Source organism: Kitasatospora sp. NBC_01560 (assembly GCF_045208415.1).
GTDB lineage: Bacteria > Actinomycetota > Actinomycetes > Streptomycetales > Streptomycetaceae > Kitasatospora.
Genome location: NZ_CP109364.1, coordinates 3052931 through 3077351, shown reverse-complemented (window position 1 = coordinate 3077351; position 24421 = coordinate 3052931). Strand labels below are relative to the sequence as shown.

The window sequence follows — 24421 nt, the reverse complement described above, 5'->3', positions numbered from 1 at the left end:
GGTGGGCGCGCACGGTCACCGGGGGCGTGCGACGCGCCCACCGTGTGCTCCCGTGCGCCCCCTCCCGGAGCCCCGCCCCGGATCGGCCGGGCATATGCCCCTGGCCAGCACGGATGCCGTAGCGGGCGTACGCGGGCCCGCACCCGCCGGAGCGGACACCCGCTGGACGCGCCGCTACCGGGGGAGTACTCCGCCTACAGCGCGGCCCGCACCGCCGAGTCGACGTCCGGGTGCCGGAACCGGAAGCCCGCGTCCAGCAGGCGTCGCGGCACCACCCGGTGGCTGCCCACCACCTCGATCGCCAGCTCGCCCAGCACCGCCTTCAGCACCGCCTCGGGCACCGGGAACGGCGTCGGCCGCCGCAGCCCCCGGCCGAGCGCCGCCGTCAGCTCGGCGTTGGTCACCGGCTCCGGCGCGGTGAGGTTGAACGCGCCGCTCAGGTCGTCCCGGTCGATCAGGAAGCGCAACGCCGCGACCTCGTCCGCCAGCGAGATGTAGCTCCAGTACTGCCGGCCGTCGCCGAGCCGCCCGCCGAGGCCCAGCCGGAAGAGCGGGAACAGCCGCCCGCCGGCCCCGCCGAGCGCGGAGAGCACCAGCCCGGTCCGCGGGTGGACCACCCGGATCCCGGCCCGCTCGGCCGGGCGCGCGGCGGCCTCCCACTCGACGCAGACCTCGGCCAGGAAGTCGTCCCCGGCGGGGGAGTCCTCGTCGATCACGGTGTCGCCGGTCTGCCCGTACCAGCCGACCGCCGAGGCGCTGACGAGGACCCGCGGCGGCTCCGCCAGCCCGGCCAGCGCGGCGGCGAGCGTCTCGGTGCCGAGCACTCGGCTCTCCCGGATCTCCCGCTTGTACGCGTCCGTCCACCGGTGGTCGCCGACCCCGGCCCCCGCCAGGTGCACCACCGCGTCGACGCCGGCCAGGCCCTCCCGGTCGACCTGGCCGAGCAGCGGGTTCCAGCCGATCGCCGTCGTGCCGTCCGGCTGCGGGCCGGTCCTGGACCGGTGCCGGACCAGCCGGACGACCTCGTGACCGTCCGCCAGCAGGGAGCGGACGAGTGCCGCGCCGATCAATCCCGTGGATCCTGTGACCGCGATTCGCATGGGGTCATCCTCGCAAATGCCGGAGCCCGAACCCCGTATGCGGCCGGGGCGCCGACCGGGTCGTGTCCGGTCGATCGGGCCGGTCGCGGACCTGGGCCGATCCACCGGGCACGCCCTAGCATGGCGCGCATGCACGAGGAAGATCTGATCATCCGTCCTGCGCTGTCCGAGGACGAGAAGGAGCTCTCCGAGCTCAACCGCGCGGCCTGGTCCTGGCTGAGCGACGTCGCTCCCCAGCCCCCCGAGGGCGAGCCGGTGTTCGACGAGCGCCACACCCCGGACCAGTTCCGGCTCGCCGTGCTCGGCGGCCGGATCGTCGGCTACGTCCGGGTGGTCCCGCCGACCCCGCTGGCGAGCAACCGGCACGTCCGGCAGATCCAGGGCCTGGCGGTCGACTCGTCGGTCCGCGGCCGGGGTCTGGGCCGGGCCCTGGTCGAGGCCGCCTGCACGGCCGCCCGGGAGGACGGCGCCCGCCGGATCACCCTGCGCGTGCTCGGGCACAACGCCCCGGCCCGGCGGCTGTACGAGGCCTGCGGCTTCGCGGTCGAGGGCTCGCTGACGGAGGAGTTCCTGATCGACGGCCACTACGTCGACGACATCTGGATGGCCCGCCGGCTCACCGACTGAGCCGCCGCCCCGCACCCGCCGGCTCACCGACCGAGCCGCCGCCCCGCACGGCCCGTCGCGCCGTCCCGCCGTCGCGGCAGCCCCGCCCGCAGCGGTTCCGCCGGACCCCGATCGGACCGTCCGTACCCGCCCGTCCGGCCGCCCGCCGCACCGTCCGCCCCACCCGCCCCCGCTCCTGACGGACCGTCGTGTTCCGTGTTCGTCCGGTAGCAGAGTCGTGACAAACCCAACCTGTCTGGAGGAGCGCCGCGCCGGGTACCGTACGGCCGTGAGCAACTCGACGCCTCCCGGGTGGTACCCGGTACCGGGTGCGGACGGCACGGCCGGTCATGAGCGCTGGTGGGACGGCAACGCCTGGACCAGTGACGTCCGCCCCGTCCAGGGGGGCGGCGGCGGGCTCGCCGACGCCCCGACCCAGGTCTCCTGGCAGACCCCGCAGCAGCAGGCCCCCGTCACGCCGCCGCCCGCCTACGGCTACGGCGCTCCGCAGCAGGGCGTGCCCGGCTACGGCGCCCCGCAGCAGGGCGCGCCCGGGTACGGCTACCCGGCGCAGAACCAGCCCGGCTACGGGTACCCGCAGGGCGGCTACCCGCCGCCCTCGCCGCCCGGCCGGATGAAGCCCGGCGCGGTCATCGGGATCGTGGCCGGGGTGCTGGTCGTGATCGGCGTGATCGCCGCGATCGCCCTGAACAGCGGCGGCGACACCCCGCGGGCGGACCCGACGCCGACGGTCACCGTCACGACGGACCCGAGCCCGACGGCGAGCCCGAGCCGGAAGACCAGCCCGCCGCCGACTCCGACCCCCACCCCGACCCCCACGCCCAGCCTGCCGCCGGTGCCGGTGGTCAAGGACACCGCCGCGGACACCCAGCACTCCATCACCGTGCCGGTCTTCCAGGGCTGGGACGCGCAGACCGACACCACGCACTCGACGGTCTTCCTCGGGAGCGGCCGCTACACCTGCCCGGGCGGCGGCTCGTGCATCCGCGGCCAGTTCTCGGTCGAGAAGGACACCATCGCGGGCGCCTCCGCCCGGGCGGCCGCGGAGGCGGCGATGCCGGCCTACGCGGGGGCCATCTTCACCGGGGTCACCGGGCACACCGACGCCGGCTCGGCGAACACCACGGTGGCGGGCGTCTCGGGGTACGCGGTGCGCTGGCACATCACCACCTCGGACGGCACCAAGGGCTACGTCCTGCTGGTGGCCGTCCCGGCCAAGGGCGGCGGTTACGTGGCCTTCGAGGGCGGGGTGGACGACGCCGCGGGCGCGCCCGACCCCACCGTGCTCGACCAGATCCTCGAGGGCATCAAGCAGGACGGCAGCGCCTCCGGCTCCGGCACCTGAGCCGGCGGCCGGACCGGGCCCCCGAACCGGCCCCCGAACCGCCGTCGGGGCGGTCCGGGGGCCGGCCCGTCCGGGCCCGCGGCTCAGTCCCCGTACCGCTCCCAGAGCTTGGGGAACCGCTTCGCCATCGCGTCCGGGTCGTCGAAGTCGAAGGGCGCGCCGAACGGCCGCGCGGGCTGGCGCCCGCCGACCTCGGGCAGCGGCAGCCCGGTCAGCTGCTCGTGCGCCTCGTCGGCCGCGTAGCCGAGGTCCTCGGCCTCGCCGTCCTCCTCCTCGTCGAACTCCGGCAGCAGGTCGGCCAGGTCGTCCGGCTCGTGCAGCGCACCTTCGAAGACCTCCCGGCCCTGGCCGATCAGCCAGCAGCGGAAGTAGTCGAAGGTGTCCTCGGAGGCGCCGTCGAGCAGCAGGTACGCCGCGCCCCAGAGGTCGGTCCGGTAGGCGCGCTGGAACCGCGCCTCGAAGAGCCGGGCGAAGTCGATGACGTCGTCCGGGGTCAGCAGGACCAGCCGCTCCACCAGCCGATCGGCCTGTTCGTCCGGGTCGCCGTCGGCGGCCTCCCGGGTGTCGTCGATGATCTGCCAGAAGTCGGTCTCGTCCATCACCGCTCAAGCATCCCTGTTCCCCCGTGCGCTCGCATGCGATGACGGTGTGAAACACCCGTCCTTCCGACGGCCGGACAGCGGAACCCCGCGCCGTCCGGGGACGACGCGGGGTTCCGGAGTACTGCGGTGCGGGGAGTCCTACAGGCCGAGCTCGACCTCGAACTCGCCGGCCTCCAGGATCTCCTTGACGGCCACCAGGTAGCGGGCGGCGTCGGCGCCGTCCACCAGGCGGTGGTCGTAGGAGAGCGACAGGTAGGTCATGTCACGGATGCCGATGGCGGTGCCGCCGTCGGCCTCGATGACGACCGGGCGCTTGACGGTCGCGCCGATGCCGAGGATGCCGACCTGGTTCGGCGGCACGATGACGGTGTCGAACAGCGCGCCGCGCGAACCGGTGTTGCTGATGGTGAAGGTGGCGCCGGACAGCTCGTCCGGGGTGATCTTGTTGCCGCGCACCTTGCCGGCCAGCTCCGCGGTCTTCTTGGAGATGCCGGCGATGTTGAGGTCGCCCGCACCCTTGATGACCGGGGTCATCAGACCCTTCTCGGAGTCCACCGCGATACCGATGTTCTCGGTGTCGAAGTAGGTGATGGTGCCCTCGGCCTCGTTGATCCGGGCGTTGACGGCCGGGTTGGTCTTCAGCGCCTGGGCGGCGGCCTTGACGAAGAACGGCATCGGGGACAGCTTGACGCCCTCGCGGGCCAGGAAGCCGTCCTTGGCCTTGTTGCGCAGCGACATGATCTTGGTGACGTCCACCTCGACCACGCTGGTCAGCTGGGCCTGCTCGTGCAGGGCCTTCAGCATGTTGTCGCCGATGGCCTTGCGGATGCGGGTCATCTTGACCGTCTGGCCGCGCAGCGGGGACGGCGCGGCGGCGGCGGCCTTCGGCGCGGCGGCCGGGGCGGCAGCGGCGACCGGGGCCGGCGCGGCCTTGGCGGCCTCGGCGGCGGCGATGACGTCCTGCTTGCGGATCCGGCCGCCGACACCGGTACCGGTGACGGAGGCCAGGGCGACGCCCTGCTCGGCGGCGAGCTTGCGCACCAGCGGGGTGACGTAGGCGTCACCGGCGTCGGCCACCGGAGCGGCCGGGGCGACGGGCGCGGCCGGCGCGACGGGGGCCGGTGCAGCGACCGGAGCGGGCGCGGCCGGGGCCGGGGCAGCGACCGGAGCAGCCGGGGCGACCGGAGCGGCCGGGGCCACCGGAGCCGGAGCGGCGACCGGGGCGGCCGGGGCCACCGGAGCCGGAGCAGCGACCGGAGCGGGGGCGGCAGCCGGGGCCGGAGCGGCAGCCGGGGCGGCCGGGGCGGCAACGGCACCGGCGGCGCCGATCAGCGCGAGCTGGGCGCCGACCTCGGCGGTCTCGTCCTCGCCGACCAGGATCTTCACCACGACACCGGCGACGGGCGACGGGATCTCGGTGTCGACCTTGTCGGTGGAGACCTCGAGCAGCGGCTCGTCGACCTCGACCGTCTCACCCTCGGCCTTCAGCCAACGGGTGACGGTGCCCTCGGTGACCGACTCGCCCAGCGCGGGCAGCAGCACCGGGGTGGCGTCGGCGGCCGGAGCGGCAGCGGCCGGAGCGGCCGGGGCCTCGGCGACCGGAGCGGGGGCGGCGGGCGCCTCCGCGACCGGGGCGGCGACCGGAGCCGGGGCGGCGACCGGAGCCGGGGCGGCGACCGGGGCCGGCGCGGCCTCGGCGACCGGGGCCGGGGCGGCGACCGGGGCACCCGAGCCGTCGTCGATGATCGCCAGCTCGGCGCCCACCTCGACGGTCTCGTCCTCGCCGACCTTGATCGAGGCCAGGATGCCCGAGGCCGGGGCCGGGATCTCGGTGTCGACCTTGTCGGTGGAGACCTCGAGCAGCGGCTCGTCGACCTCCACGCGCTCACCCTCGGCCTTCAGCCAACGGGTGACGGTGCCCTCGGAAACGCTCTCGCCCAGCGCGGGCAGTGTTACTGAGACCGCCATGGTTTCAGCGACTCCTATCAAGTCTTGCGAACTGGAATGGGGGGTTTGTGGGGCGCGATCAGTCGTGCGCGTGCAGCGGCTTGCCGGCCAGCGCCAGGTGCGCCTCGCCCAGGGCCTCGGACTGGGTCGGGTGCGCGTGGATGAGCTGCGCGACCTCGGCCGGCAGCGCCTCCCAGTTGTAGATCAGCTGCGCCTCGCCGACCTGCTCGCCCATGCGGGCGCCGACCATGTGGACGCCGACCACGGCGCCGTCCTTCACCTGGACGAGCTTGATCTCGCCGGCGGTCTTCAGGATCTTGCTCTTGCCGTTGCCGGCCAGGTTGTACTTGAGCGTGACGACCTTGTCCTTGCCGTACAGCTCGACGGCCTTGGCCTCGGAGATGCCGACGGAGGCGACCTCGGGGTTGGAGTAGGTCACCCGCGGCACGCCGTCGTAGTCGATCGGCACGGCCTTCAGGCCGGCCAGGCGCTCGGCGACCAGGATGCCCTCGGCGAAGCCGACGTGGGCCAGCTGCAGGGTCGGGGCGAGGTCACCGACGGCGGAGATGGTGGGCACGTTGGTGCGCATGTACTCGTCGACGAGGACGTAGCCGCGGTCCATCGCGACGCCGTTCTCCTCGTAGCCCAGGCCGGCCGAGACCGGGCCGCGGCCGATGGCGACGAGCAGCAGGTCGGCGTCGATCTGCTTGCCGTTCTCGGTGGAGACGCGCACGCCGGTCTCGGTGTACTCGACACCCGAGAAGCGGGCCTTCAGTTCGAACTTGATGCCGCGCTTGCGGAACGCGCGCTCCAGCAGCTTGGAGGAGTTCTCGTCCTCCAGCGGGACGAGGTGCGGCAGCGCCTCGACGATGGTGACCTCGACGCCGAAGGACTTCCAGACCGAGGCGAACTCGACGCCGATCACGCCGCCGCCGAGGATGACGGCCGACTTCGGGATGAAGCCGAGCTTCAGGGCGTGGTCCGAGGAGATCACGCGGTTGCCGTCGATCTCCAGGCCCGGGATCGAGCGCGGCACGGAGCCGGTGGCCAGGACGATGTGGCGGCCCTCGATGCGCTGGCCGTTGACGTCCACCGAGGTCTGCGAGGAGAGCTTGCCCTCGCCCTGGATGAAGGTCACCTTGCGCGAGGCCACCAGGCCCTGCAGGCCCTTGTACAGGCCGGCGATGACGTCGTCCTTGTACTTGTGGACGCCGTTGATGTCGATGCCCTGGAAGGTGGCCAGAACGCCGAACTCGGCGGCCTCCTTCGTCTCGTCCGCGATCTCGGCGGCGTGCAGCAGTGCCTTGGTCGGGATGCAGCCGCGGTGCAGGCAGGTGCCGCCCAGCTCACCCTTCTCGACCAGGGCGACGCTCAGGCCCAGCTGAGCGGCGCGGAGCGCCGCGGCGTAACCGCCGCTTCCGCCTCCGAGAATGACTACGTCGAAAACGGTGCTGGCGTCGTTCGCCACGTCACGTCCTCCATGCAATGGGGTGGGTCGCCGGGCCGGTCGCGGTCCGGTGGGTCGGAAGCCTTTGTGGGGCGCCCAGTCGTGCCGGAAATACATCTTCGCACTTGTTCACGGCGGCTGATGTCCGGGTCCGCCCCAGGGGTGTCCCACAGGGTGGTCACCGGGGTGGGAGTACCCCCGACGGAAGGGCATCATCGCAGCTCACGGCGGGGTTGACAGCGCCGGGGGCGGAGCTCCGGGCGGTCCGGCGCCGGGTGGGTTCCGCACAGTGGAACAAAGTTTCGCCCGCAGCGAACAGGGGTGCGGGCCCGGCCCGCCCGCTACTCGCAGGTAACCGCCCGGTCGGGGTGCGGACCGGTCCGGAAAGCCGGGCGGGGTCCGGCGCACCCGCGCCGGACCCCGCCCTCCGAAGCCCCGGTCAGGCCTTGTCGCCCGCCGCGGTCCGCTCGGCGAAGCGGACCAGGGTGCGCACCGCGCTCGCGGTGCCGCCCTTGGGGGTGTAGCCGAACGGCGCGCCCTCGTGGAAGGCCGGGCCGGCGATGTCCAGGTGGGCCCAGTCGATGCCCTCGGCCACGAACTCCTTCAGGAACAGGCCGGCCACCAGGCCGCCGCCCATCCGCTCGCCCATGTTGGCCAGGTCGGCGATGGTCGACTCGGTCATGCCCTTGCGCAGCTCGGCCGGCAGCGGCATCGGCCAGGACTGCTCGCCGGCCTCGCCCGCGACGGTGTGCAGCGTCTCGCGCAGCTCGTCGTTGTTGGCCATCACGCCGAAGGTGCGGGAGCCCAGCGCCATCATCATCGCGCCGGTCAGCGTCGCGACGTCGACGATCACGTCCGGGTTCTCCTCGCCGGCCCGCACGATGGCGTCGGCCAGCACCAGACGGCCCTCGGCGTCGGTGTTCAGCACCTCGACGGTCTTGCCGCCGTACATCTTCAGCACGTCGCCCGGGCGGGTGGCCGAGCCGGACGGCATGTTCTCGGCCAGCGCCAGCCACGCGGTGACGTTGACGGCCAGGCCGAGGCGCTTGGCGGAGACCACGGCGGCGAAGACCGCGGCGGCGCCGGCCATGTCGCACTTCATCGTCTCGTTGTGACCGGCCGGCTTCAGCGAGATGCCGCCCGAGTCGTAGGTGATGCCCTTGCCGATGAACGCCAGGCTCGCCTTGGCCTTCGGGTGGGTGTAGGCCACCTTCACCAGCCGCGGCGGGTTCACCGAACCGTTGCCGACGCCCAGCAGGCCGCCGAAGCCGCCCTTGAGCAGCGCCTTCTCGTCCAGCACCTCGACCTTGAGGCCGTGCTCCTTGCCGGCGGCCTGCGCGATCGCGGCGAAGCCCTTCGGGTTCAGGTCGTTCGGCGCGGTGTTGACCAGGTCGCGGGCCCGGTTCATCTCCTCGCCGATGATCAGGGCGCGCTCGACGGCCGCCTTGGCGTCCTTGCTGCCCTTGCGGGCGGCCGTCACCACGAGCTCGCCGACCGGCTCCTTGATGCCGCCCTCGCCCTTGTAGGCGCCGAAGGAGTAGGCGCCGAGCAGGCCGCCCAGCGCGACCGCCTCGACCTCGTCGGCGGACTCGGCCGGCAGTGCCAGCGCGGCCTTCTTGGTGCCGGCCAGCGCGCGGGCGGCGACACCGGCGGCGCGCCGCAGCGCCTCCGCCCCGTAACCGCCCTCGGCGGCGTCGCCGAGGCCGACCGCGAGCACGAGCGCGGCCTTCAGGCCGGCGGGGGAGGGCACCTTGACGGTCTCGCCCTCGGCGCCGGTCGCGCCCAGGGTGGTGAGGACCTCGGCCAGCTTGCCCTCGAACGCCTCGCTCACGGCCTCGGCACCGGGGGCCAGCACAATGCCCTTGGGGCCCTTCGCGACACCGATCACCAGGGCGTCCGCGCGCAGCGAGGCGACGGAGGAGGTGCTCACAGACAATGCAGTCACGTAATGCGTCCTGTTCTTTCGCGGTCCACGGCCGGTCGCGGCGCGGCTGCCGCACCGGCGCAGCCAGCCGCCGCCGCGGGCCCTCCGGCCGCCGCGAGCCGGGTCCGGGGCCACTGGTGCGCACGCCCGCCGGTCGCGGCGGCCGCACACAACAGAAGCCCCGGCTCCTCGACAGGCGTCGGCCGGGCAGGCCTGCGACGGTGCAGGGCTGCGGTGCTCACCGCATGGTAGTCCGCATACTGGGATCACGCGCCGCCCGGTGTCCCACCGCTCGGTACGGGGCCCGGCGGGGCCGTTCAGCCCAGCAGGGCGAGCGCCACCAGGGTGCCGGTCGCGGAGGTCTCGGCCATCGCGCCGAGGACGTCCCCGGTGATCCCGTCCAGTCGTCGTACGCAGCGGCGCAGCAGCAGCCAGGAGCAGCCGAGGCCGGCCGCAACGGCCAGTGGCAGCCGGGCGGCTGACCAGCCGTCGAGTGCGCCGAGGGCCGCCGTCAGCAGCAGCGTGCCGGCGGTGGCCGCCGTCGCGGCGGCCGGGGAGACCGTGCCCGCCACCATCGCCCCGAGCCCGCCCGGCCGGGCGGCCGGCACCGACCGCAGGCAGCCGAGGGCGAGCGCGCACCGGGCAGCCGTGGCCGAGGCGAGCACGGCCAGCGCGCCGCGGGCCGGCGAGGCGTCGAACTCCGAGGCCACCACGGAGATCTGGGCGAACAGGACGAGGAGCAGGGTCAGCACGCCGAACGGACCGATGTCGGACTGCTTCATGATGCGCAGCGCGTCCTCGGCGGGTTTGCCGCTGCCCAGGCCGTCGGCGACGTCGGCGAGCCCGTCCAGGTGCAGTCCGCGGGTCAGCGCCGCCAGCGCGGCGACCGCCGCCACCGCACCGGGGAGCCCGCCGGCCCGCCATGCCACCAGTGCCGCGGCGCCGGCCGCGAGGGCGCCGAGCACCAGCCCGACCAGCGGTGCGGTGGCCATCGCCCGCCCGGCCGCCGGCCGGTCCCACCGGTGCACCCGCACCCGCAGCACCGAGAGCGTCCCGAAGCCGAACCGCAGCCCGTCGCCCCACGAGGCCGGCCCGGTCGAAGGCTCGTCCTGCACGGCCCACCGTTCTTTCGTCCTGCACCACCGGGAGACCCGCGCGGGCCTCCCGGGCAGCTACAGCTGCCCGAGCAGCTCCGCCGCCGAAGGCAGCTTCGGCTGCTCCTTCGGCACGACCGGCCCGGCCGGGACGGCCGCCTGCTCGGCCAGGGCGTCCGCCGCGGCCTGCAGCAGCGGCAGCGCCATCAGCGCGCCGACGCCCTCGCCCATGGTGATCCCCTGCTCCTGCAGCGGCGTCAGGGTCAGCCGGTCGTACGCCTTCGCCTGGGCCGGCTCGCCGCTGGACTGGCCGGCCCGCCACCACTCCGGTGCGCGGAACGCGATCCGCTGCGCGACCAGCGCGCAGGCGGCCGCGACGACGCCGTCCAGCACCACCGGGAGCTTGCGCACCGCGGCCTGGAGCAGGAAGCCGGTGATCGCGGCGAAGTCCGCGCCGCCGGTGGCGCCGAGCAGGGCGAGCTGGTCGCCGAGCACCGGGCGGGCCCGCCGCAGCGAGTCGCGGACGGTCGTGCACTTGACCATCCACACCCGGTCGTCGATGCCCGAGCCGCGCCCGGTCACCGCGGCCGCGTCCGTCCCGCAGAGCGCGCCGACCAGCACGGCCGCCACCGTGGTCGAGCCGACCCCGAGGTCGCCCAGCACCACCAGGTCGGTGCCGGCGTCGGCCTCCTCGTCGGCGACGGCCATGCCGGCCCGGAAGGCCTTGACGGTCTCCTCCGGCGTCAGTGCGTCCTCGGTGTCGATCCGGCCGGAGCCGCGCCGCACCCGGTGCGCGACCACCTCGTCGGGGAAGTCCGCGGGGTCGGCGTCCACCGCGACGTCGACCACCCGCACCTCGGCGCCGAAGCGCCGGGCGAGCAGGGTGACCGGCGCGGTGCCGTCCAGGACGGCCCGGACCCGGGCGGCCGTGCCGCCCTGCGCGGGCAGCCGGGACACCCCGAGGGCCGCCACCCCGTGGTCGGCGGCGAAGAGCAGCACCTTGGGCGCCGACAGCGGCCGCACCGGGGAGCGCCCCTGCACGGACGACAGCCAGCTGCCCAGCTCCTCCAGCCGGCCGAGCCCGCCGCGCGGCCGGTCCAGTGTCTGCCAGCGCTCCTCGGCGGCCCGTCGGGCGCTCTCGTCGGGGCGCTCGACGAGGGAGGAGAAGGTATCGAGATCCACGGTCGTGTCCATCGGTCGGAAGGCTACACGCCGGAGGTGGTCAGCCTGCGGCGGGCTTGACGGTCAGTACCTGCCCCGCGACCACCAGCAGCACACGCTCGGAGGCGTCGGCCACCGCCATGTTCAGCCGGCCCAGGGTGTCGCGGAACCGGCGGCCGGCGGCGGTCGCCGGGACGACACCCATCCCGACCTCGTTGCTGACCGCGATCACCTGACGGTCCGTCCCGGCCCAGGCGGCGGCGAGGGCGGCGCACCGCGCCTGGACGGCGGCCTCGCCGCCGGCCTCCCACACCGCGTCGTCCCAGGCGCCGCACTCGTCCATCACGGCGGTCAGCCAGAGCGCCAGACAGTCGATCAGCACCGGCGCCGGGTCCTGGGCGTCGGCCAGCACGGCCGCCAGGTCGCAGGTCTCGGCGGTCCGCCAGCTCGCCGGCCGCCGCTCGCGGTGCAGCTCCACCCGCCGGGCCCAGTCGGCGTCGTCGCCCCGGGTGCCGCCGGTGGCCACGTACAGCACGTCCTCGTACCGGGCGAGCAGCTGCTCGGCCCGGGTGGACTTGCCGGAGCGCGCGCCGCCGAGGATCAGGGTGCGGGGGAGTGCGGGAGCGGGTGCCATGCGGCCCATCCTGCCCGACGAGGCATACGGAAGATCCCACCGGGCAGGCTAAGGTGCGCAGCACACCGGGCAGCACAGCTCTGCCCGGTACCGGGCAGCACGGAGGAGGAGCCGGGGATGGTCTGGACGTGGCGGTACGAGAAGGCGGACGGCTCCGTGGTGGCTCCGGGGAGCGGCCAGGAGGAGGAGTTCGCGGGCCAGGGGGACGCCGAGACCTGGATCGGGGAGAGCTGGAAGCAGCTGGCCGAGGACGGCGTGGACACCGCGGTCCTGCTCGACGACGGCCGGGAGATCTACTCGATGAGCCTGCACGAGGCCTGAGCGCCCCGGGCCCCGGGGGTCTCGCGGCCTCCGGGGCTACTTCGCCCCGAAGACGTGCAGCAGCGCGGCCACCTGCCGGTACGGGTCGGTGCGGCCGGCCCGCTCCTCGGCCTCCAGCAGCTGGGCCAGCTGCCGCCCGTCGACCGGCGGCGCCGCGTCGTCGGGCGCGTTGTCGGTGAAGACCCGGACGCCGTACCAGTGCCGCAGCGGCACGGACACCTCGGAGAGGGTGACGGAGAGGTCGGCGAGCCGGTCGGCCCGGGCGGCCAGACCGAGCCGGTTGTAGTACCGGTCGCTCTCGAAGGCGTGCAGGGCGGCCCGCCAGTCCCCGCCGGCGGCGGGCCGCAGGGCCAGCGCGTCGCGGTTGCGGACCAGCAGCGAGAGCAGCCCGCCGGGGGCCAGCAGCCGGGCCAGCGAGGCGATCATCGGGTCCGGGTCCGGCAGGTACATCAGGACGCCGTGGCAGAGCACCACGTCGAAGCTGCGGGGGCCGAACCAGCGCCCGCACTGGTGGCCGTCGCCGCTGAGCAGCTGGAGCCGGCCGCGCACCTCGGCCGGCTCCTCGGCGAGCGCCCCCTGGGCGACGCCGAGTGCGACCGGGTCGGAGTCGATGCCGGTGACGTAGTGGCCGGCCCGGGCCAGCCGCAGGGCCTGGGTGCCCTGGCCGCAGCCGATGTCGAGCACCCGCTGGGCGCTGCGGCCGGCCAGCTGTTCGGCCAGCTGCCGGGCGACCAGCTCCTGCCGGACGAGGTTGCGCAGGCCGCCGAGCCGTTCCGGCCACGGGCCGGCGCCGCCGGCGAAGGAGCCGCTGCGCGAGGGCAGCCGGCGCTCCTGGGTGATCCGGTCGTGGCCGCCGTCCCCCTGGCCCGGCAATGCGTACAGGCCGGGCCCCTCCCAAGCCGGAGGGGCCCAGCCGGAGTCCACCGGTTCGGCGGTCAGGGCTTCTCCCCGCGCCGCACCTGCGGCTTGGGCAGCCGGAGCCGGCGCATCTGCAGGATGCGCATCAGGCCGTAGGCGACGGCGCCGCGGGTGTTCTGCCCGGCGAAGCGCGTGGCGAACTGCTTGCGCAGCCCGAGGCCGAGGCGGACGAAGTCCAGGATCACCAGGACGAAGAAGAGCAGGAACAGCACGGTGGAGAGCAGCTGGAGGGCCGGCACCTTCACGATGCTGAGCACCAGGATGACCACCGCGGCGGGCAGGAAGAACTCGGCGAGCGACCAGCGGGCGTCCACGTAGTCGCGGGCGAACTTGCGCACCGGGCCCTTGTCACGGGCCGGCAGGTGGCGCTCGTCGCCCTCCAGCAGCGCGGTGCGCTGCTTCTCGCGCTCGCTGCGCATCCGCTCGCGGGCCTGGCGGGAGGCCTCCTTGCGGTCCTTGGGCACGGTCACCCGAGTGCGCCGGTGGGCCTCGGCCTCACTGCGCTTCGGCGTGGGGCGGCCCTTTTTCGCCTGCGGGTCGCGGGGCAGGGTCGTCTCGTCCTGCTTCTCCAGCACGGTGGAGGCAGCGGCATCATCTGAACGGCGTCGGAACACACCACCAGCGTACGGGGTGCGGAGCCGCTTCTCCGGGTGCCCTCGGACCCAAACGCATATCGATCGCGGCCGGACGGCCCCGGCAACGGATTCCGGGGGCGTCCCGTAGGGGATCGCTCCGGGGGGCGGTTGCTGGGATGAGGGGCGGATCCACCCCGGGGATGAGGCCGTCACGGGGTCGGCTGTAGCAGTCTTGTTGCAGGCAGGTGCACTGCGGCGACGGGCTCGCTGCACATACACTCGTCGTGTCTGGTAACGAGATAGAGACCGCAGGCCGGAGAAGGGGGTACCCGAGGCCCATGAGCGACGGAATCATGAAGCGTATGGGGCTGATCTTCCGCTCCAAGGCGAACAAGGCCTTGGACCGGGCGGAGGATCCGCGTGAGACGCTCGACTATTCGTACCAGAAGCAGCTCGAGCTGCTGCAGAAGGTACGTCGCGGCGTCGCGGACGTGGCCACCTCGCGCAAGCGCCTGGAACTCCAGCTGACCCAGCTCCAGCAGCAGTCCGCGAAGTACGAGGACCAGGGCCGCAAGGCGCTCTCGCTCGGCCGGGAGGACCTCGCGCGCGAGGCGCTGACCCGCAAGGCGAACATGCAGTCCCAGATCACCGACCTGGAGACGCAGTACCAGCAGCTCCAGGCCGAGGAGGAGAAGCTCACGCTCGCCTCCCAGCGGCTGCAGGCCAAGGTGGACGCCTTCCGCACCAAGAAGGAGACCATCAAGGCCACCTACACCGCGGCCCAGGCGCAGACCCGGATCGCCGAGTCCTTCTCCGGCATCTCGGAGGAGATGGGCGACGTCGGCCTGGCGATCCAGCGGGCCGAGGACAAGACCGCCCAGATGCAGGCCCGGGCCGGTGCGATCGACGAGCTGCTGGCCTCCGGCGCGCTCGACGACGCCAGCGGGCTCGGCCGCAAGGACGACATCGAGGCCGAGCTGGAGCGCGTGGCCGGCGGTTCGGACGTCGAGCTGGAGCTGGCCCGGATGAAGGCCGAGCTCACCGGTGGCCCCGCGGCCTCCGGTCCGCAGGCCATCGAGCAGGGCAAGGCGCAGCCGCAGGACGGCTCGTCGCAGGACACCCCGCGCATCAACTACAACAAGTGATCTGAGCTTCACCCCATCAACCAGGGAGACGCACGGCATGATCATGAGGGTCATGGGGGAGGGCCAGTTCGAGGTGGGCGAGGCCCATCTGAACCGGCTCAACGAGCTGGACGAGGAGCTCCTCGGCGCACTGGAGTCGGGGGACGAGGACCACTTCCGCCGGGCGCTCGGTGAGCTGCTCAGTGCGGTGAAGGAGTTCGGGTCCCCGTTGCCGGACGACTCCCTGGAGCCGTCCGACCTGATCCTCCCGGATGCCGACGCGACGATCGACGAGGTCAAGCAGCTGCTGCGGGCCGAGGGTGACGGCCTGATCCCCGGCATTCCCGAGTAGCTGCCGCGTTACCCGCGCCGGACGCCAGACGCGACACGAAGGGGCGGGCCCCTCCCGTACGTACGGGAGGGGCCCGCCCCTTCGGCGTTGCGGGCCCGGCGGTGCCGGTGGTCCGGCTACGGCAGGGCGAGCATCCGGTCCAGCGCCGCCTTGGCGTACTTCTCGGTCTCCGGGTCGACGCTGATCACGTTCGGCACCCGGCCCTCGACCAGCGACTCCAGCGCCCAGACCAGGTGCGGCAGGTCGATCCGGTTCATGGTGGAGCAGAAGCAGACCGCCCGGTCCAGGAAGACGACCTCCTTGTCCGGGTGTGCCTTGGCGAGGCGGCGGACAAGGTTCAGCTCGGTGCCGATGGCCCACTTGGAGCCGGGCTCGGCGGCGTCCAGCGCCTTGATGATGTACTCGGTCGAGCCCACCAGGTCGGCGGCCGCGACGACCTCGTGCCGGCACTCGGGGTGCACCAGCACGTTGACGCCGGGGATGCGCGCGCGGACGTCGTTCACCGAGTCCAGCGAGAACCGGCCGTGCACCGAGCAGTGCCCGCGCCAGAGGATCATCTTGGCGTTCCGCAGCTCCTCGACGGTCAGGCCGCCGTTCGGCTTGTGCGGGTTGTAGAGCACGCAGTCGTCGAGCGAGAGGCCCATCTCGCGGACGGCGGTGTTGCGGCCGAGGTGCTGGTCCGGCAGGAACAGCACCTTCTGGCCCTGCTCGTAGGCCCACTCCAGCGCCCGCTGGGCGTTGGACGAGGTGCAGATGGTGCCGCCGTGCTTGCCGGTGAAGGCCTTGATGTCGGCGGACGAGTTCATGTACGAGACCGGGACGGTCACGTCGGCTATGCCGGCGTCGGTCAGCACGTCCCAGCACTCGGCGACCTGCTCGGCGGTGGCCATGTCGGCCATCGAGCAGCCGGCCGCGAGGTCCGGGAGGATGACCTGCTGGGCCTCGGTGGTGAGGATGTCCGCGGACTCGGCCATGAAGTGCACGCCGCAGAAGACGATGTACTCGGCCTCCGGGCGGGCCGCCGCGTCGCGGGCGAGCTTGAAGGAGTCGCCGGTGACATCGGCGAACTCGATCACCTCGTCGCGCTGGTAGTGGTGGCCCAGGATGAAGACGCGGTCGCCGAGTGCGGCCTTGGCCGCCCGGGCGCGCTCGACGAGGTCCGGGTCGGAGGCGGCCGGGAGGTCGCCGGGACACTCGACGCCGCGTTCGCTGTTCGGGTCGGCCTCCCGGCCGAGCAGCAGCAGAGCGAGCGGCGTCGGGGTGGGGTCGACGCCGTAGGTCTCGGTGATGGTGGTGGTCACGGGCGGGTGCCCTTCTGTGCGGCCGATCGGTGCAGCCTTCTCGTCTATCTGACGCTATCTATGATAACCGGTTAGCGTCAGACTGACGATGGCCATCCTGTCGATGTGACGAGAACCGCTTGCCGGTTCGGACCCCTTCGGCGGAGCCGGGGGCCCACTGTGCGTGGGGTGCCGGAGCGGTCGAACGGATGTTCCGGAGTGGCCCGGGCAGCCGGCGTCCGGGGGTGCGGCCGGGCCCGGACCTGCCCCGGGCGGCCCCGCAGCCGTCATCTGCCGGCGGTGGACTCGCCCCTGTCATCGGCCAGAATGGGGTGCCGAACCGTTTCGGCATCCGCCGCCCCCGCCGATCCCGTACGACCAGTGGAGCCCCGCACCGATGAGCAGCAGCCGAGCGCACGAGACGGTCGCGGCCGACCTGGACGAGACCGACCGTCTGCTGCTCGCCCGGCTGGGCAGCGACGGCCGCGCCTCCTACGCGGAGATCGGCCTCCAGGTGAACCTCTCCGCGACCGCCGTCCGCCGGCGGATCGACCGGCTGCGGGCGCGCGGGGTGGTCCGCGGCTTCACCGTCGTCCTCGACCCCTCGGTGCTCGGCTGGCAGACCGAGGCCTTCGTCGAGGTCTACTGCCGCGAGCGGACCGCCCCCGAGGAGATCCTGGCCAGCCTGCGGAAGTTCCCCGAGGTGGTCGCGGCCTGGACGGTCACCGGCGACCCGGACGCCCTGGTCCACCTGCGCGCGGCCGACATGCGCCACCTGGAGGCCGTCATCGAGCGCATCCGCCGCGAGCCCGGCGTCCAGCGCAGCCGCTCCTCGGTCGTCCTCTCCCAGCTCATCGGCTGACCCCCCCCGGACGGCCCAGCGCGGCCCGGGACTGCGCGGCGCGGCCCGGCGGGGCCCGCGGTACGGCCCGCGGCGCCCCGCGGGCGGCCCGGACGGACCGCGCGCAGGAATCCTGCGCGCACCCCGCCGAACACGCCCGAAACCTGCCTGACCGGCCTCGTTCCGACGCGCGGCACCGGCCCTGCGCTGCCTAGGCTGAAGACGTCCGGCGCGGCGGTGAAAACGTCCCGTGGCGCCGGCCCCTCCCCCGACACCCCACAGCCGAGAGGGACCCCCGTGTCCGCAGCCCCCGACCGCATGCACCGGCCCGACAACGAGCTGGTCGACCTGGTTTTCGACTACATGCGGGAGCGGCTGCAGTACGACCCCGTCCCGCTCGACCACCCCGGTGACGGCGAGCACCTGCGCACCCAGCTGGCCGGCCTGCTCAACCCGGACGGCAACCACCCCGCCGACGTGCTCAAGCTGTACGACCACGAGCTCTCCCGCGCGGTGATCTCCGCCGACAGCCCGCGCTACCTGTCGTTCATCCCGTGCGCCCCCACCAAGGCCGCCCTGCTCTTCGACATGGTCGTCTCCTGCGCGTCGCTGCAGGGCATCTCCTGGCTGGAGGCGGCCGGTGCGATCGCCGCCGAGAACCAGGTGCTGCGCCTCATCGCCGACCGCGCCGGCCTGCCCGCCTCGGCCGGCGGCACCTTCGTCTCCGGCGGCTCGGCCGGCAACCTCTCCGCCCTGGTGGTCGCCCGCGACACCGCCCGCCGCAAGCTGGCCGAGCAGGGCCTGCCCAGCGGCCCGGAGGTCCGGCTGCGGGTCGCCGTCGCCGACCAGGTGCACTCCTCGGTCAAGAACACCTTCAACATCATCGGCGTCGAGGCGTTCAAGGTCCCGACCGTCGACCGGCGGTTCACCGGCGAGGCGCTGCGCGCCGCGCTGGCCGCGGACCCGACCCCGGAGACGGTGATCGCCGTCGTCGGCACCGCCGGCACCACCAACGAGGGCATCGTCGACGACCTCCAGGGTCTCTCCGAGGTCACCCGCGAGCGCGGCCTCTGGTTCCACGTGGACGGCGCCTACGGCGGCGCGGGCCTCTTCGCCCCCTCCGTCCGGGAGCGCTACAACGGCATCGAGCACGCCGACTCGTTCGTGGTGGACCCGCACAAGTGGCTGTTCGCCCCCTTCGACTGCGCCGCGCTGATCTACCGCAACCCGCAGCTGGCCCGCGCCGTGCACACCCAGGACGCCTCCTACCTGGACGTGCTGCACACCGAGGGCGACGAGTGGAACCCCACCGACTACGCGTACCACCTGACCCGGCGCGCCCGCGGCCTGCCGCTCTGGTTCTCGCTGGCCGTGCACGGCACCCAGGCCTACACCGACGCCATCGAGACCGGCCTCCGGCTGGCCCGGGACACCGCCCAGCTGATCCGCGACACCGAGCACCTGGAGCTGCTGTTCGACCCGCAGCTCTCCGCGGTCTGCTTCAAGCGCACGGGCTGGACCAACGAGGACTACTACCGCTGGTCGCAGCAGCTGCTCGCGGACCAGGTCGGCTTCGTCACCCCGACCGGCTGGGACGGCGAGACGGTCGCCCGCTTCGCCTTCCTGCACCCGGGCACCACCATGGAGATGGTCCGGGAGATCCTGGACACCATGGTCTGACCGGCCCGGACCCCGCCCGAACCCCCGCCGGTCCGTCCGGCGGGGGTTCGGGCGTCACCGGGGCGGCGCCGTCACAGCAGCGCGCCGTTCGGCAGGTACGGCGCCGGCGGACGCATCCCGCGCAGCCCCAGGTACCCCCGGGTCTGCGGGGCCAGGCCCACCTCCAGCCCGACGTCCAGCGCCCACTCCTGCTCGGCGGTGAGGAACTCCACCTCGGCCTCCACCCCCTCCGGCACCCGGGCCAGCGCCTCGCGCAGCAGCCGGACGGCGATCCGCTTCGAGGTGGCGGCCAGCAGCCGCACGCCGCCGCCGTCCCGGTAGCAGTAGCCGCTGCCGGCCAGCGCGTCGGCGACCAGCAGCTCCTCGCAGTGGGCCAGCAGCAGCTCGTGGTCCGGCCCGTGCGCGGCCCCGCGCAGCCGCCGGTCCACCGAGTCCAGCAGGTGCCGGTGGGTCGCGTTGCCGCGGTGCACGGGGATGTCCCCGGGGTCGAGCAGCCCGGACCGGTCCACCCGCCCGGCCAGCCGCATGGCGGGGTGCAGCGTGAACCCGGCCAGCCGGTAGCGGCGGGCCGCCGCCGGGGAGGGCGAGGCGCAGAGCATCCCGCGCAGGCAGCCCCGCCCGTACTCCGTCGCCCGCTCCAGCAGCAGCCGTCCGAGGCCCTTGCCCTGGGCCTCCGGCAGCACCGCCAGCAGCGCCAGGATCCAGACGCCCTCGCGGCGCAGCGACAGCACCGCGCCGACCGGCCCGCCGTCGATCTCGGCGAGCCAGCAGCCCTGCGGGTCGGTGCGGACGAGGTGTCTGGTGCGGGCCAGCCGGAAGACCGACCGGGCCCCTGCGGCGTCCGGGCCGTCGTGCCGGCCGGCGGTGTCGGGGAGCGCCGCGAAGGCGGCACGGGCGATCTGCTGGACGGCCTCCGCGTCGGCGGCGGTGTCCCGGACCTGTCGCAGGATCATGCCTTCCATCCTGGCCGCCGCGGCGGCCGCGCGGGGCCGGTTCGTCCGGATCGGCGGGCGGGAGCGGTCCCCGACCACCGCCGGTTGTGCGAGCATGGGGAGCGTAGGGGAGCGGGTGGTACACCCGGCCCACGAAAATTCCGCCGCCGAGGGCCACCGCAAAGACATCCGCCGTCCGGGAAATGAATCCGGACGGCCGTTGGTTGGCACTGGCGGCAGACCGTCGTCAAGACCGGGAGAAAGCAGATGACCGTCCAGGACGAGACCACCGTCGAAAGTGGCATCCTCCTTACCGATGCCGCCGCGGGCAAGGTCAAGGGCCTGCTGGAGCAGGAGGGCCGCGACGACCTCGCTCTGCGCGTCGCCGTCCAGCCCGGTGGCTGCTCCGGCCTGCGTTACCAGCTCTTCTTCGACGAGCGTTCGCTCGACGGCGACGTGCTCAAGGACTTCGATGGTGTGAAGGTCGTCACCGACCGGATGAGCGCCCCGTACCTCGGCGGCGCCACCGTCGACTTCGTGGACACCATCGAGAAGCAGGGCTTCACGATCGACAACCCGAACGCCACCGGCTCCTGCGCCTGCGGCGACTCGTTCAGCTAGTCGTTCTCCTGCCGCTCGGCAGACGGCGAGGGCGGCCCCGGATCCCCGGGGCCGCCCTCGCCGTTTCCGCGTCCACGCCCCGGGCTACCGCCCGCTGACGTCCGGGGTCGCCGGATCCGGTCCGACGTGCGGGTCCGCCTCCAGCGGCACCGGCTGCCCGGTCGCGAGGTCCGTCACCGCCCGGCCCGCCAGCGGCTGCTTCAGATCGGCGGTCACCGTCTGCCGCTTGGCCAGCTCCGCGCAGGACTGGCCGGCCGGGACGGGCGCCGCCACCGCGACCCGGACGTCGACCCGGCCGGGCTTCGACTCGTCCGCCTTGAGCGCGTACCGCTCGCAGATCCCGCCGTAGAACCAGACCGTCAGCCGGTTGCCGTCCACCCGGTAGGTGATCGCCGGGTGCACCGCCGACCCGGCGGACGCCCCGTTGGGATCGGGCTCGCCGACCGCGATGCCCTCGCGCGGGGGAGTGGGGGCCGGCGTCGGCGTGAGCGCCGGCCCGCTCGGCACCGGGCCGGTCGGCCGCGGATCGGGGGTGCTCGCGGAGGGATCGGCCGGCGGCGGCGTCACCGGCGCGGTGGCCGGCGGCGTCGTGGCGCCCGGGCTGCCCGGGGCCGAGGCGGCCCCGGCCGACGGTTGTGAGGTGGCCGCGTCGGAGGCCGTCTTCCCGCCCCCGTCGCACCCGGCCACCGTGACGGCCGCCGCCAGCACCAGACCCGCCAGTGCCGCCGCCCGCCGCCCGCGCGACCGGCCGGCCGGCGCACCGCCGCTGCGCCGCGACATCGGCTCCAGACCCAACAGATCCATCTGACCATCCTCCCGAGGGCTCAACGGTGCCGCCTCGGAAGCCGCACCGCGCGGATGTGACGTGCCCCGGACGGATCCGGTTCCCGCACCCCGTCGCGCACCCTGGGCCGCGCGGTCACATGCCGTACTCGGCCATCCCGGCGACCAGGCGCTGGGCGCCGGAGGAGACCCGGAAGCCGGGCCGTACGGGGGCGGTCGGCTCGGGGCCGGTCGCCAGCAGCGGCCAGAACCGCCGCAGCCGCCGGGAGGAGTCCACCAGTGCGTCGAGCGAATCGCCGTCCGCGTCGCCGCGCAGGGCGGGCGGAACACGCAGCGGGGGGTGACTGGGCATCATCGGTGATCGCTCCGATCCACGGTGCCGCGGCCGCACTGCCACGGCTCGGTCGGGGCCGGACAGGCCCCATGCCAGCGACACTAGGCCGAGGGCCCGGCCCCCACCAGAGCTACCCGGGGGTAGTACACGTTCGAGGGCGGCGGGTGCCAGTTCCGGCGGTATTGCTGCCGCCCACCCCCTCCCGGGTACCGTGGGCGGGTTCACCCCTGCTTCCCGTGGCCATGCCGCCATCCTGAGGAGACCTCCCGTGCGTATCGCCGTCGCCGGCTCGATCGCCACCGACCACCTGATGACGTTTCCCGGCCGGTTCGCCGACCAGCTCGTCGCCGAGCAGCTGCACACCGTGTCGCTGTCCTTCCTGGTCGACACCCTCGACATCCGTCGCGGCGGTGTCGCGCCGAACATCGCCTTCGGCATGGGTGTGCTCGGCCTGCGCCCGATCCTGGTCGGTGCGGCCGGTGCGGACTTCGCCGAGTACCGCAGCTGGCTGGAGCGGAACAACGTGGACTGCCGTTCCGTCCACATCTCCGAGACCCGGCACACTGCCCGCTTCATGTGCACCACGGACGAGGACCACAACCAGATCGCCTCGTTCTACACCGGTGCGATGGCCGAGGCCCGCAACATCGAGCTCCAGCCGGTCGCCGACCGCGTCGGCGGCCTGGACCTCGTCCTGATCGGCGCCGACGACCCGCAGGGCATGGTGCGGCACACCCAGGAGTGCCGTACCCGCGGCTACGCCTTCGCCGCCGACCCGTCCCAGCAGCTGGCCCGCCTCGACGGCGACGACATCCGGGAGATCGTCGACGGCGCCGCGTACCTGTTCACCAACGAGTACGAGGCCGCGCTGATCGAGACCAAGACCGGCTGGGACGCCGACGAGATCCTGACCCGGGTCGGCACCCGGATCACCACCCTCGGCAGCAAGGGCGTCCGGATCGACCGCAAGGGCGAGGCCCCGATCGTGGTCGGCTGCGCCCCCGAGAACGGCAAGGTCGACCCGACCGGCGTCGGTGACGCCTTCCGGGCCGGCTTCCTGGCCGGTCTCTCCTGGGGCCTGGAGCTGGAGCGCTCGGCCCAGCTCGGCTGCATGCTCGCCACCCTGGTGATCGAGACCGTCGGCACCCAGGAGTACGAGCTGCGCCCGGCGGTGTTCCTGCAGCGCTTCGAGGGCGCCTACGGCGCCGAGGCCGCCGCCGACGTCCGGGCCCACCTGGTCAAGTAAGCCCGCGCCGGTCCGCCGCCGCCCCGCGCTGCCCGGTCCGCCGGGCCGCACGGTCAGGCGGTGCGGCGGACCAGGTAGGCCGAGCCCCGGTCGGCGCCGTAGTCGGCGGCCGGGGCCTCGCCCAGGTACTCCTGCCCGCGCATCCCGCACCATGCCGGGATGTCCAGCCGGGCCGCCTCGTCGTCCGCCAGCACCACGACCGTCCCGCCCGGCGCCACCTCGCCGATCCGCTTCGCGAGCTCGATGACCGGCAGCGGGCAGCGCTTGCCGAGCGCGTCGAGGAGCAAAACGCCGCTCCGGCCGGCGGGCGCCGGCAGGTCCAGCCCGAGCGGGGCGCGGACGCCGGCCACCACCTCCGGCAGGACGGTGAGGAACCGCTCGACGTCCGCCTCGGCCGTACCGAACGGCAGCGAGACACGGACGTTCCCCTCGGTGAGCACGCCCATCGCCGCCAGCACGTGGCTGGGGGTCAGGGTGGAGGAGGTGCACGAGGATCCGGAGGAGACGGCGAAGCCGGCCCGGTCCAGCTCGGTCAGCAGCACCTCGCCGTCGACGTAGAGGCAGGAGAAGGTGACGAGGTGCGGCAGCCGCCGGACCGGGTCGCCGACCACCTCCACCTCGGGCACCAGCTGCGGCACCCGGGCCCGGATCCGCTCGACCAGGGCGTGCAGCCGGGCGTTCTCCCGCTCGGCCTCCGCCCGGACGGCCCGCAGCGAGGCCGCCGCCGCCACGATCGCCGGCACGTTGACGTAGCCCGGCACCCGGCCGTTCTCGCGCTCGTCGGCCGGCAGCGGCGAGGAGTACCGCACCCCCTTGCGCACCGCCAGGATCCCGACCCCGGCGGGCCCGCCCCACTTGTGCGCGCTGGCCGCCAGCAGCGACCAGCCGGCCGGTACGGCCACCCGCCCGGCGCTCTGCGCGGCGTCCACCAGCAGCGGCACGTCGCCGCAGAGCCCGGCCACCTCGGTGACCGGCTGCACGGTGCCCACCTCGTGGTTGGCCGACTGCAGCACGGCGAGCGCGGTGTCCGGCCGCAGCGCCGCCGCGAACCGAGCGGGGGAGACCAGCCCGTGGCGGTCCACCGGGACGGCCGTGGCGCTGCCGCCGCCGGCGGCGTGGCGTTCGGCGGTGTGCAGCACGCTGGAGTGCTCGACCGCGGAGTGCACCAGGTGCCCGCCCCGGCGCCGGTTCCCGGTCAGCGCGCCGAGGATGCCCAACTGCACGGCCTGGGTGCCGCTCGCGGTGAAGGCGATCTCGTCGGCCCGGGCGCCCAGCACCTCGGCGACGGTCTCGCGGGCGGCGTCCAGCAGCATCCGGGCCTGCCGTCCGGAGCGGTAGAGCCGGGCGGGGTCGGCCCAACCCTCGTCCAGGGCGGCGGTCAGCGCCTGCCGTGCGACGGGGTGGAGCGGTGCGGTGGAGGCCACATCGAAGTACACCGTCACATTTAACGACACACCCGGGTGCGTTCAGGTGGACCGGGCACCTCACCGCCCGTCAGTCGATCAACCCGAATGTCCGATTCGTCCCCTCCCG

23 protein-coding genes and 1 pseudogene are annotated in these 24421 nt (G+C 74.0%); 9 read left to right on the top strand and 15 right to left on the bottom strand.

Annotation, left to right across the window (positions count from 1 at the left end; genetic code table 11):
- Window positions 1–194: 194 nt before the first annotated feature.
- Window positions 195–1100 carry a TIGR01777 family oxidoreductase gene (locus OH807_RS13185; RefSeq protein ID WP_406197905.1) on the bottom strand — a complete coding sequence of 302 codons (906 nt, stop codon included), beginning with the start codon at window positions 1098–1100 and terminating at the stop codon, window positions 195–197.
- Window positions 1101–1229: 129 nt separating this feature from the next.
- Between OH807_RS13185 and OH807_RS13180 the strand changes: the two genes are divergently transcribed.
- Both OH807_RS13180 and OH807_RS13175 read left to right on the top strand, forming a co-directional pair.
- Window positions 1230–1727, top strand: coding sequence for a GNAT family N-acetyltransferase (locus tag OH807_RS13180; RefSeq protein WP_406197902.1), 498 nt, complete (start codon window positions 1230–1232; stop codon window positions 1725–1727).
- A 268-nt stretch (window positions 1728–1995) separates the two neighbouring features.
- On the top strand, window positions 1996–3072 hold the full coding sequence (locus OH807_RS13175; RefSeq protein ID WP_406197899.1) for a DUF2510 domain-containing protein: 1077 nt from the start codon (window positions 1996–1998) through the stop codon (window positions 3070–3072).
- Between the two features lie 83 nt (window positions 3073–3155).
- Here OH807_RS13175 and OH807_RS13170 read toward each other — a convergent pair whose 3' ends face one another.
- The 7 genes and pseudogenes from OH807_RS13170 to cobU all read right to left on the bottom strand — a co-directional run.
- Complete coding sequence (locus tag OH807_RS13170; protein ID WP_406210964.1) at window positions 3156–3671, bottom strand: DUF4240 domain-containing protein; 516 nt, start codon at window positions 3669–3671, stop codon at window positions 3156–3158.
- Between the two features lie 141 nt (window positions 3672–3812).
- Window positions 3813–5642, bottom strand: a complete 1830-nt coding sequence (gene sucB / locus OH807_RS13165) for a 2-oxoglutarate dehydrogenase, E2 component, dihydrolipoamide succinyltransferase (protein ID WP_406197897.1) — start codon at window positions 5640–5642, stop codon at window positions 3813–3815.
- A 58-nt stretch (window positions 5643–5700) separates the two neighbouring features.
- Entirely contained in the window at window positions 5701–7089 is a 1389-nt protein-coding gene (gene lpdA, locus OH807_RS13160) for a dihydrolipoyl dehydrogenase (protein WP_406197895.1), read from the bottom strand.
- A gap of 418 nt (window positions 7090–7507) precedes the next feature.
- The gene (locus OH807_RS13155; RefSeq protein ID WP_406197892.1) at window positions 7508–9013 is read right to left on the bottom strand and encodes a leucyl aminopeptidase; all 1506 of its coding nucleotides are present in this window, start codon (window positions 9011–9013) and stop codon (window positions 7508–7510) included.
- A 296-nt stretch (window positions 9014–9309) separates the two neighbouring features.
- Entirely contained in the window at window positions 9310–10107 is a 798-nt protein-coding gene (locus tag OH807_RS13150) for an adenosylcobinamide-GDP ribazoletransferase (RefSeq protein ID WP_406197890.1), read from the bottom strand.
- Between the two features lie 57 nt (window positions 10108–10164).
- The gene (cobT, locus tag OH807_RS13145) at window positions 10165–11280 is read right to left on the bottom strand and encodes a nicotinate-nucleotide--dimethylbenzimidazole phosphoribosyltransferase (protein ID WP_406197887.1); all 1116 of its coding nucleotides are present in this window, start codon (window positions 11278–11280) and stop codon (window positions 10165–10167) included.
- Window positions 11281–11308: 28 nt separating this feature from the next.
- Window positions 11309–11887, bottom strand: a pseudogene (gene cobU / locus OH807_RS13140) (bifunctional adenosylcobinamide kinase/adenosylcobinamide-phosphate guanylyltransferase); the annotation flags it as partial.
- A 111-nt stretch (window positions 11888–11998) separates the two neighbouring features.
- Here cobU and OH807_RS13135 point away from each other — a divergent pair.
- The gene (locus tag OH807_RS13135) at window positions 11999–12202 is read left to right on the top strand and encodes a hypothetical protein (RefSeq protein ID WP_406197884.1); all 204 of its coding nucleotides are present in this window, start codon (window positions 11999–12001) and stop codon (window positions 12200–12202) included.
- Between the two features lie 36 nt (window positions 12203–12238).
- Here the strand turns inward: OH807_RS13135 and OH807_RS13130 are convergent, their stop codons facing one another.
- Together OH807_RS13130 and OH807_RS13125 are read right to left on the bottom strand one after the other, a co-directional pair.
- Entirely contained in the window at window positions 12239–12961 is a 723-nt protein-coding gene (locus OH807_RS13130; protein WP_406210963.1) for a class I SAM-dependent methyltransferase, read from the bottom strand.
- Window positions 12962–13137: 176 nt separating this feature from the next.
- Window positions 13138–13734, bottom strand: a complete 597-nt coding sequence (locus tag OH807_RS13125; protein WP_406197881.1) for a DUF3043 domain-containing protein — start codon at window positions 13732–13734, stop codon at window positions 13138–13140.
- A 299-nt stretch (window positions 13735–14033) separates the two neighbouring features.
- On the opposite strand from OH807_RS13125, the gene OH807_RS13120 reads away from it, so the two are divergent.
- Window positions 14034–14840, top strand: a complete 807-nt coding sequence (locus OH807_RS13120; protein WP_406197879.1) for a PspA/IM30 family protein — start codon at window positions 14034–14036, stop codon at window positions 14838–14840.
- Between the two features lie 37 nt (window positions 14841–14877).
- Window positions 14878–15171, top strand: a complete 294-nt coding sequence (locus OH807_RS13115; protein ID WP_406197876.1) for a hypothetical protein — start codon at window positions 14878–14880, stop codon at window positions 15169–15171.
- A 116-nt stretch (window positions 15172–15287) separates the two neighbouring features.
- On the opposite strand, the gene nadA is transcribed toward OH807_RS13115, so the two are convergent.
- Window positions 15288–16472 (bottom strand): quinolinate synthase NadA, encoded by a 1185-nt coding sequence (gene nadA, locus OH807_RS13110; RefSeq protein WP_406197874.1) that lies wholly within the window; start codon window positions 16470–16472, stop codon window positions 15288–15290.
- A 376-nt stretch (window positions 16473–16848) separates the two neighbouring features.
- On the opposite strand from nadA, the gene OH807_RS13105 reads away from it, so the two are divergent.
- Both OH807_RS13105 and OH807_RS13100 read left to right on the top strand, forming a co-directional pair.
- Window positions 16849–17313, top strand: a complete 465-nt coding sequence (locus tag OH807_RS13105; protein WP_406197871.1) for an Lrp/AsnC family transcriptional regulator — start codon at window positions 16849–16851, stop codon at window positions 17311–17313.
- Between the two features lie 276 nt (window positions 17314–17589).
- Window positions 17590–18972 (top strand): pyridoxal phosphate-dependent decarboxylase family protein, encoded by a 1383-nt coding sequence (locus OH807_RS13100; protein WP_406197868.1) that lies wholly within the window; start codon window positions 17590–17592, stop codon window positions 18970–18972.
- 71 nt (window positions 18973–19043) lie between these two features.
- Here OH807_RS13100 and OH807_RS13095 read toward each other — a convergent pair whose 3' ends face one another.
- A complete protein-coding gene (locus OH807_RS13095; RefSeq protein WP_406197865.1) occupies window positions 19044–19925 on the bottom strand; it encodes a GNAT family N-acetyltransferase in 882 nt (293 codons plus the stop codon).
- Between the two features lie 246 nt (window positions 19926–20171).
- Here OH807_RS13095 and OH807_RS13090 point away from each other — a divergent pair, with 246 nt between their 5' ends.
- Window positions 20172–20525, top strand: a complete 354-nt coding sequence (locus OH807_RS13090) for a HesB/IscA family protein (RefSeq protein ID WP_406197862.1) — start codon at window positions 20172–20174, stop codon at window positions 20523–20525.
- Window positions 20526–20609: 84 nt separating this feature from the next.
- Here the strand turns inward: OH807_RS13090 and OH807_RS13085 are convergent, their stop codons facing one another.
- Both OH807_RS13085 and OH807_RS13080 read right to left on the bottom strand, forming a co-directional pair.
- Window positions 20610–21329: a hypothetical protein gene (locus tag OH807_RS13085; RefSeq protein ID WP_406197859.1), complete on the bottom strand. Its 720-nt coding sequence runs from the start codon at window positions 21327–21329 to the stop codon at window positions 20610–20612.
- A 115-nt stretch (window positions 21330–21444) separates the two neighbouring features.
- Window positions 21445–21663 carry a hypothetical protein gene (locus tag OH807_RS13080; RefSeq protein WP_406197857.1) on the bottom strand — a complete coding sequence of 73 codons (219 nt, stop codon included), beginning with the start codon at window positions 21661–21663 and terminating at the stop codon, window positions 21445–21447.
- 247 nt (window positions 21664–21910) lie between these two features.
- Between OH807_RS13080 and OH807_RS13075 the strand changes: the two genes are divergently transcribed.
- Window positions 21911–22888: a carbohydrate kinase family protein gene (locus tag OH807_RS13075; protein ID WP_406197854.1), complete on the top strand. Its 978-nt coding sequence runs from the start codon at window positions 21911–21913 to the stop codon at window positions 22886–22888.
- A 53-nt stretch (window positions 22889–22941) separates the two neighbouring features.
- Here the strand turns inward: OH807_RS13075 and OH807_RS13070 are convergent, their stop codons facing one another.
- A complete protein-coding gene (locus tag OH807_RS13070) occupies window positions 22942–24324 on the bottom strand; it encodes a cysteine desulfurase/sulfurtransferase TusA family protein (RefSeq protein ID WP_406197851.1) in 1383 nt (460 codons plus the stop codon).
- Window positions 24325–24421: the final 97 nt, after the last annotated feature.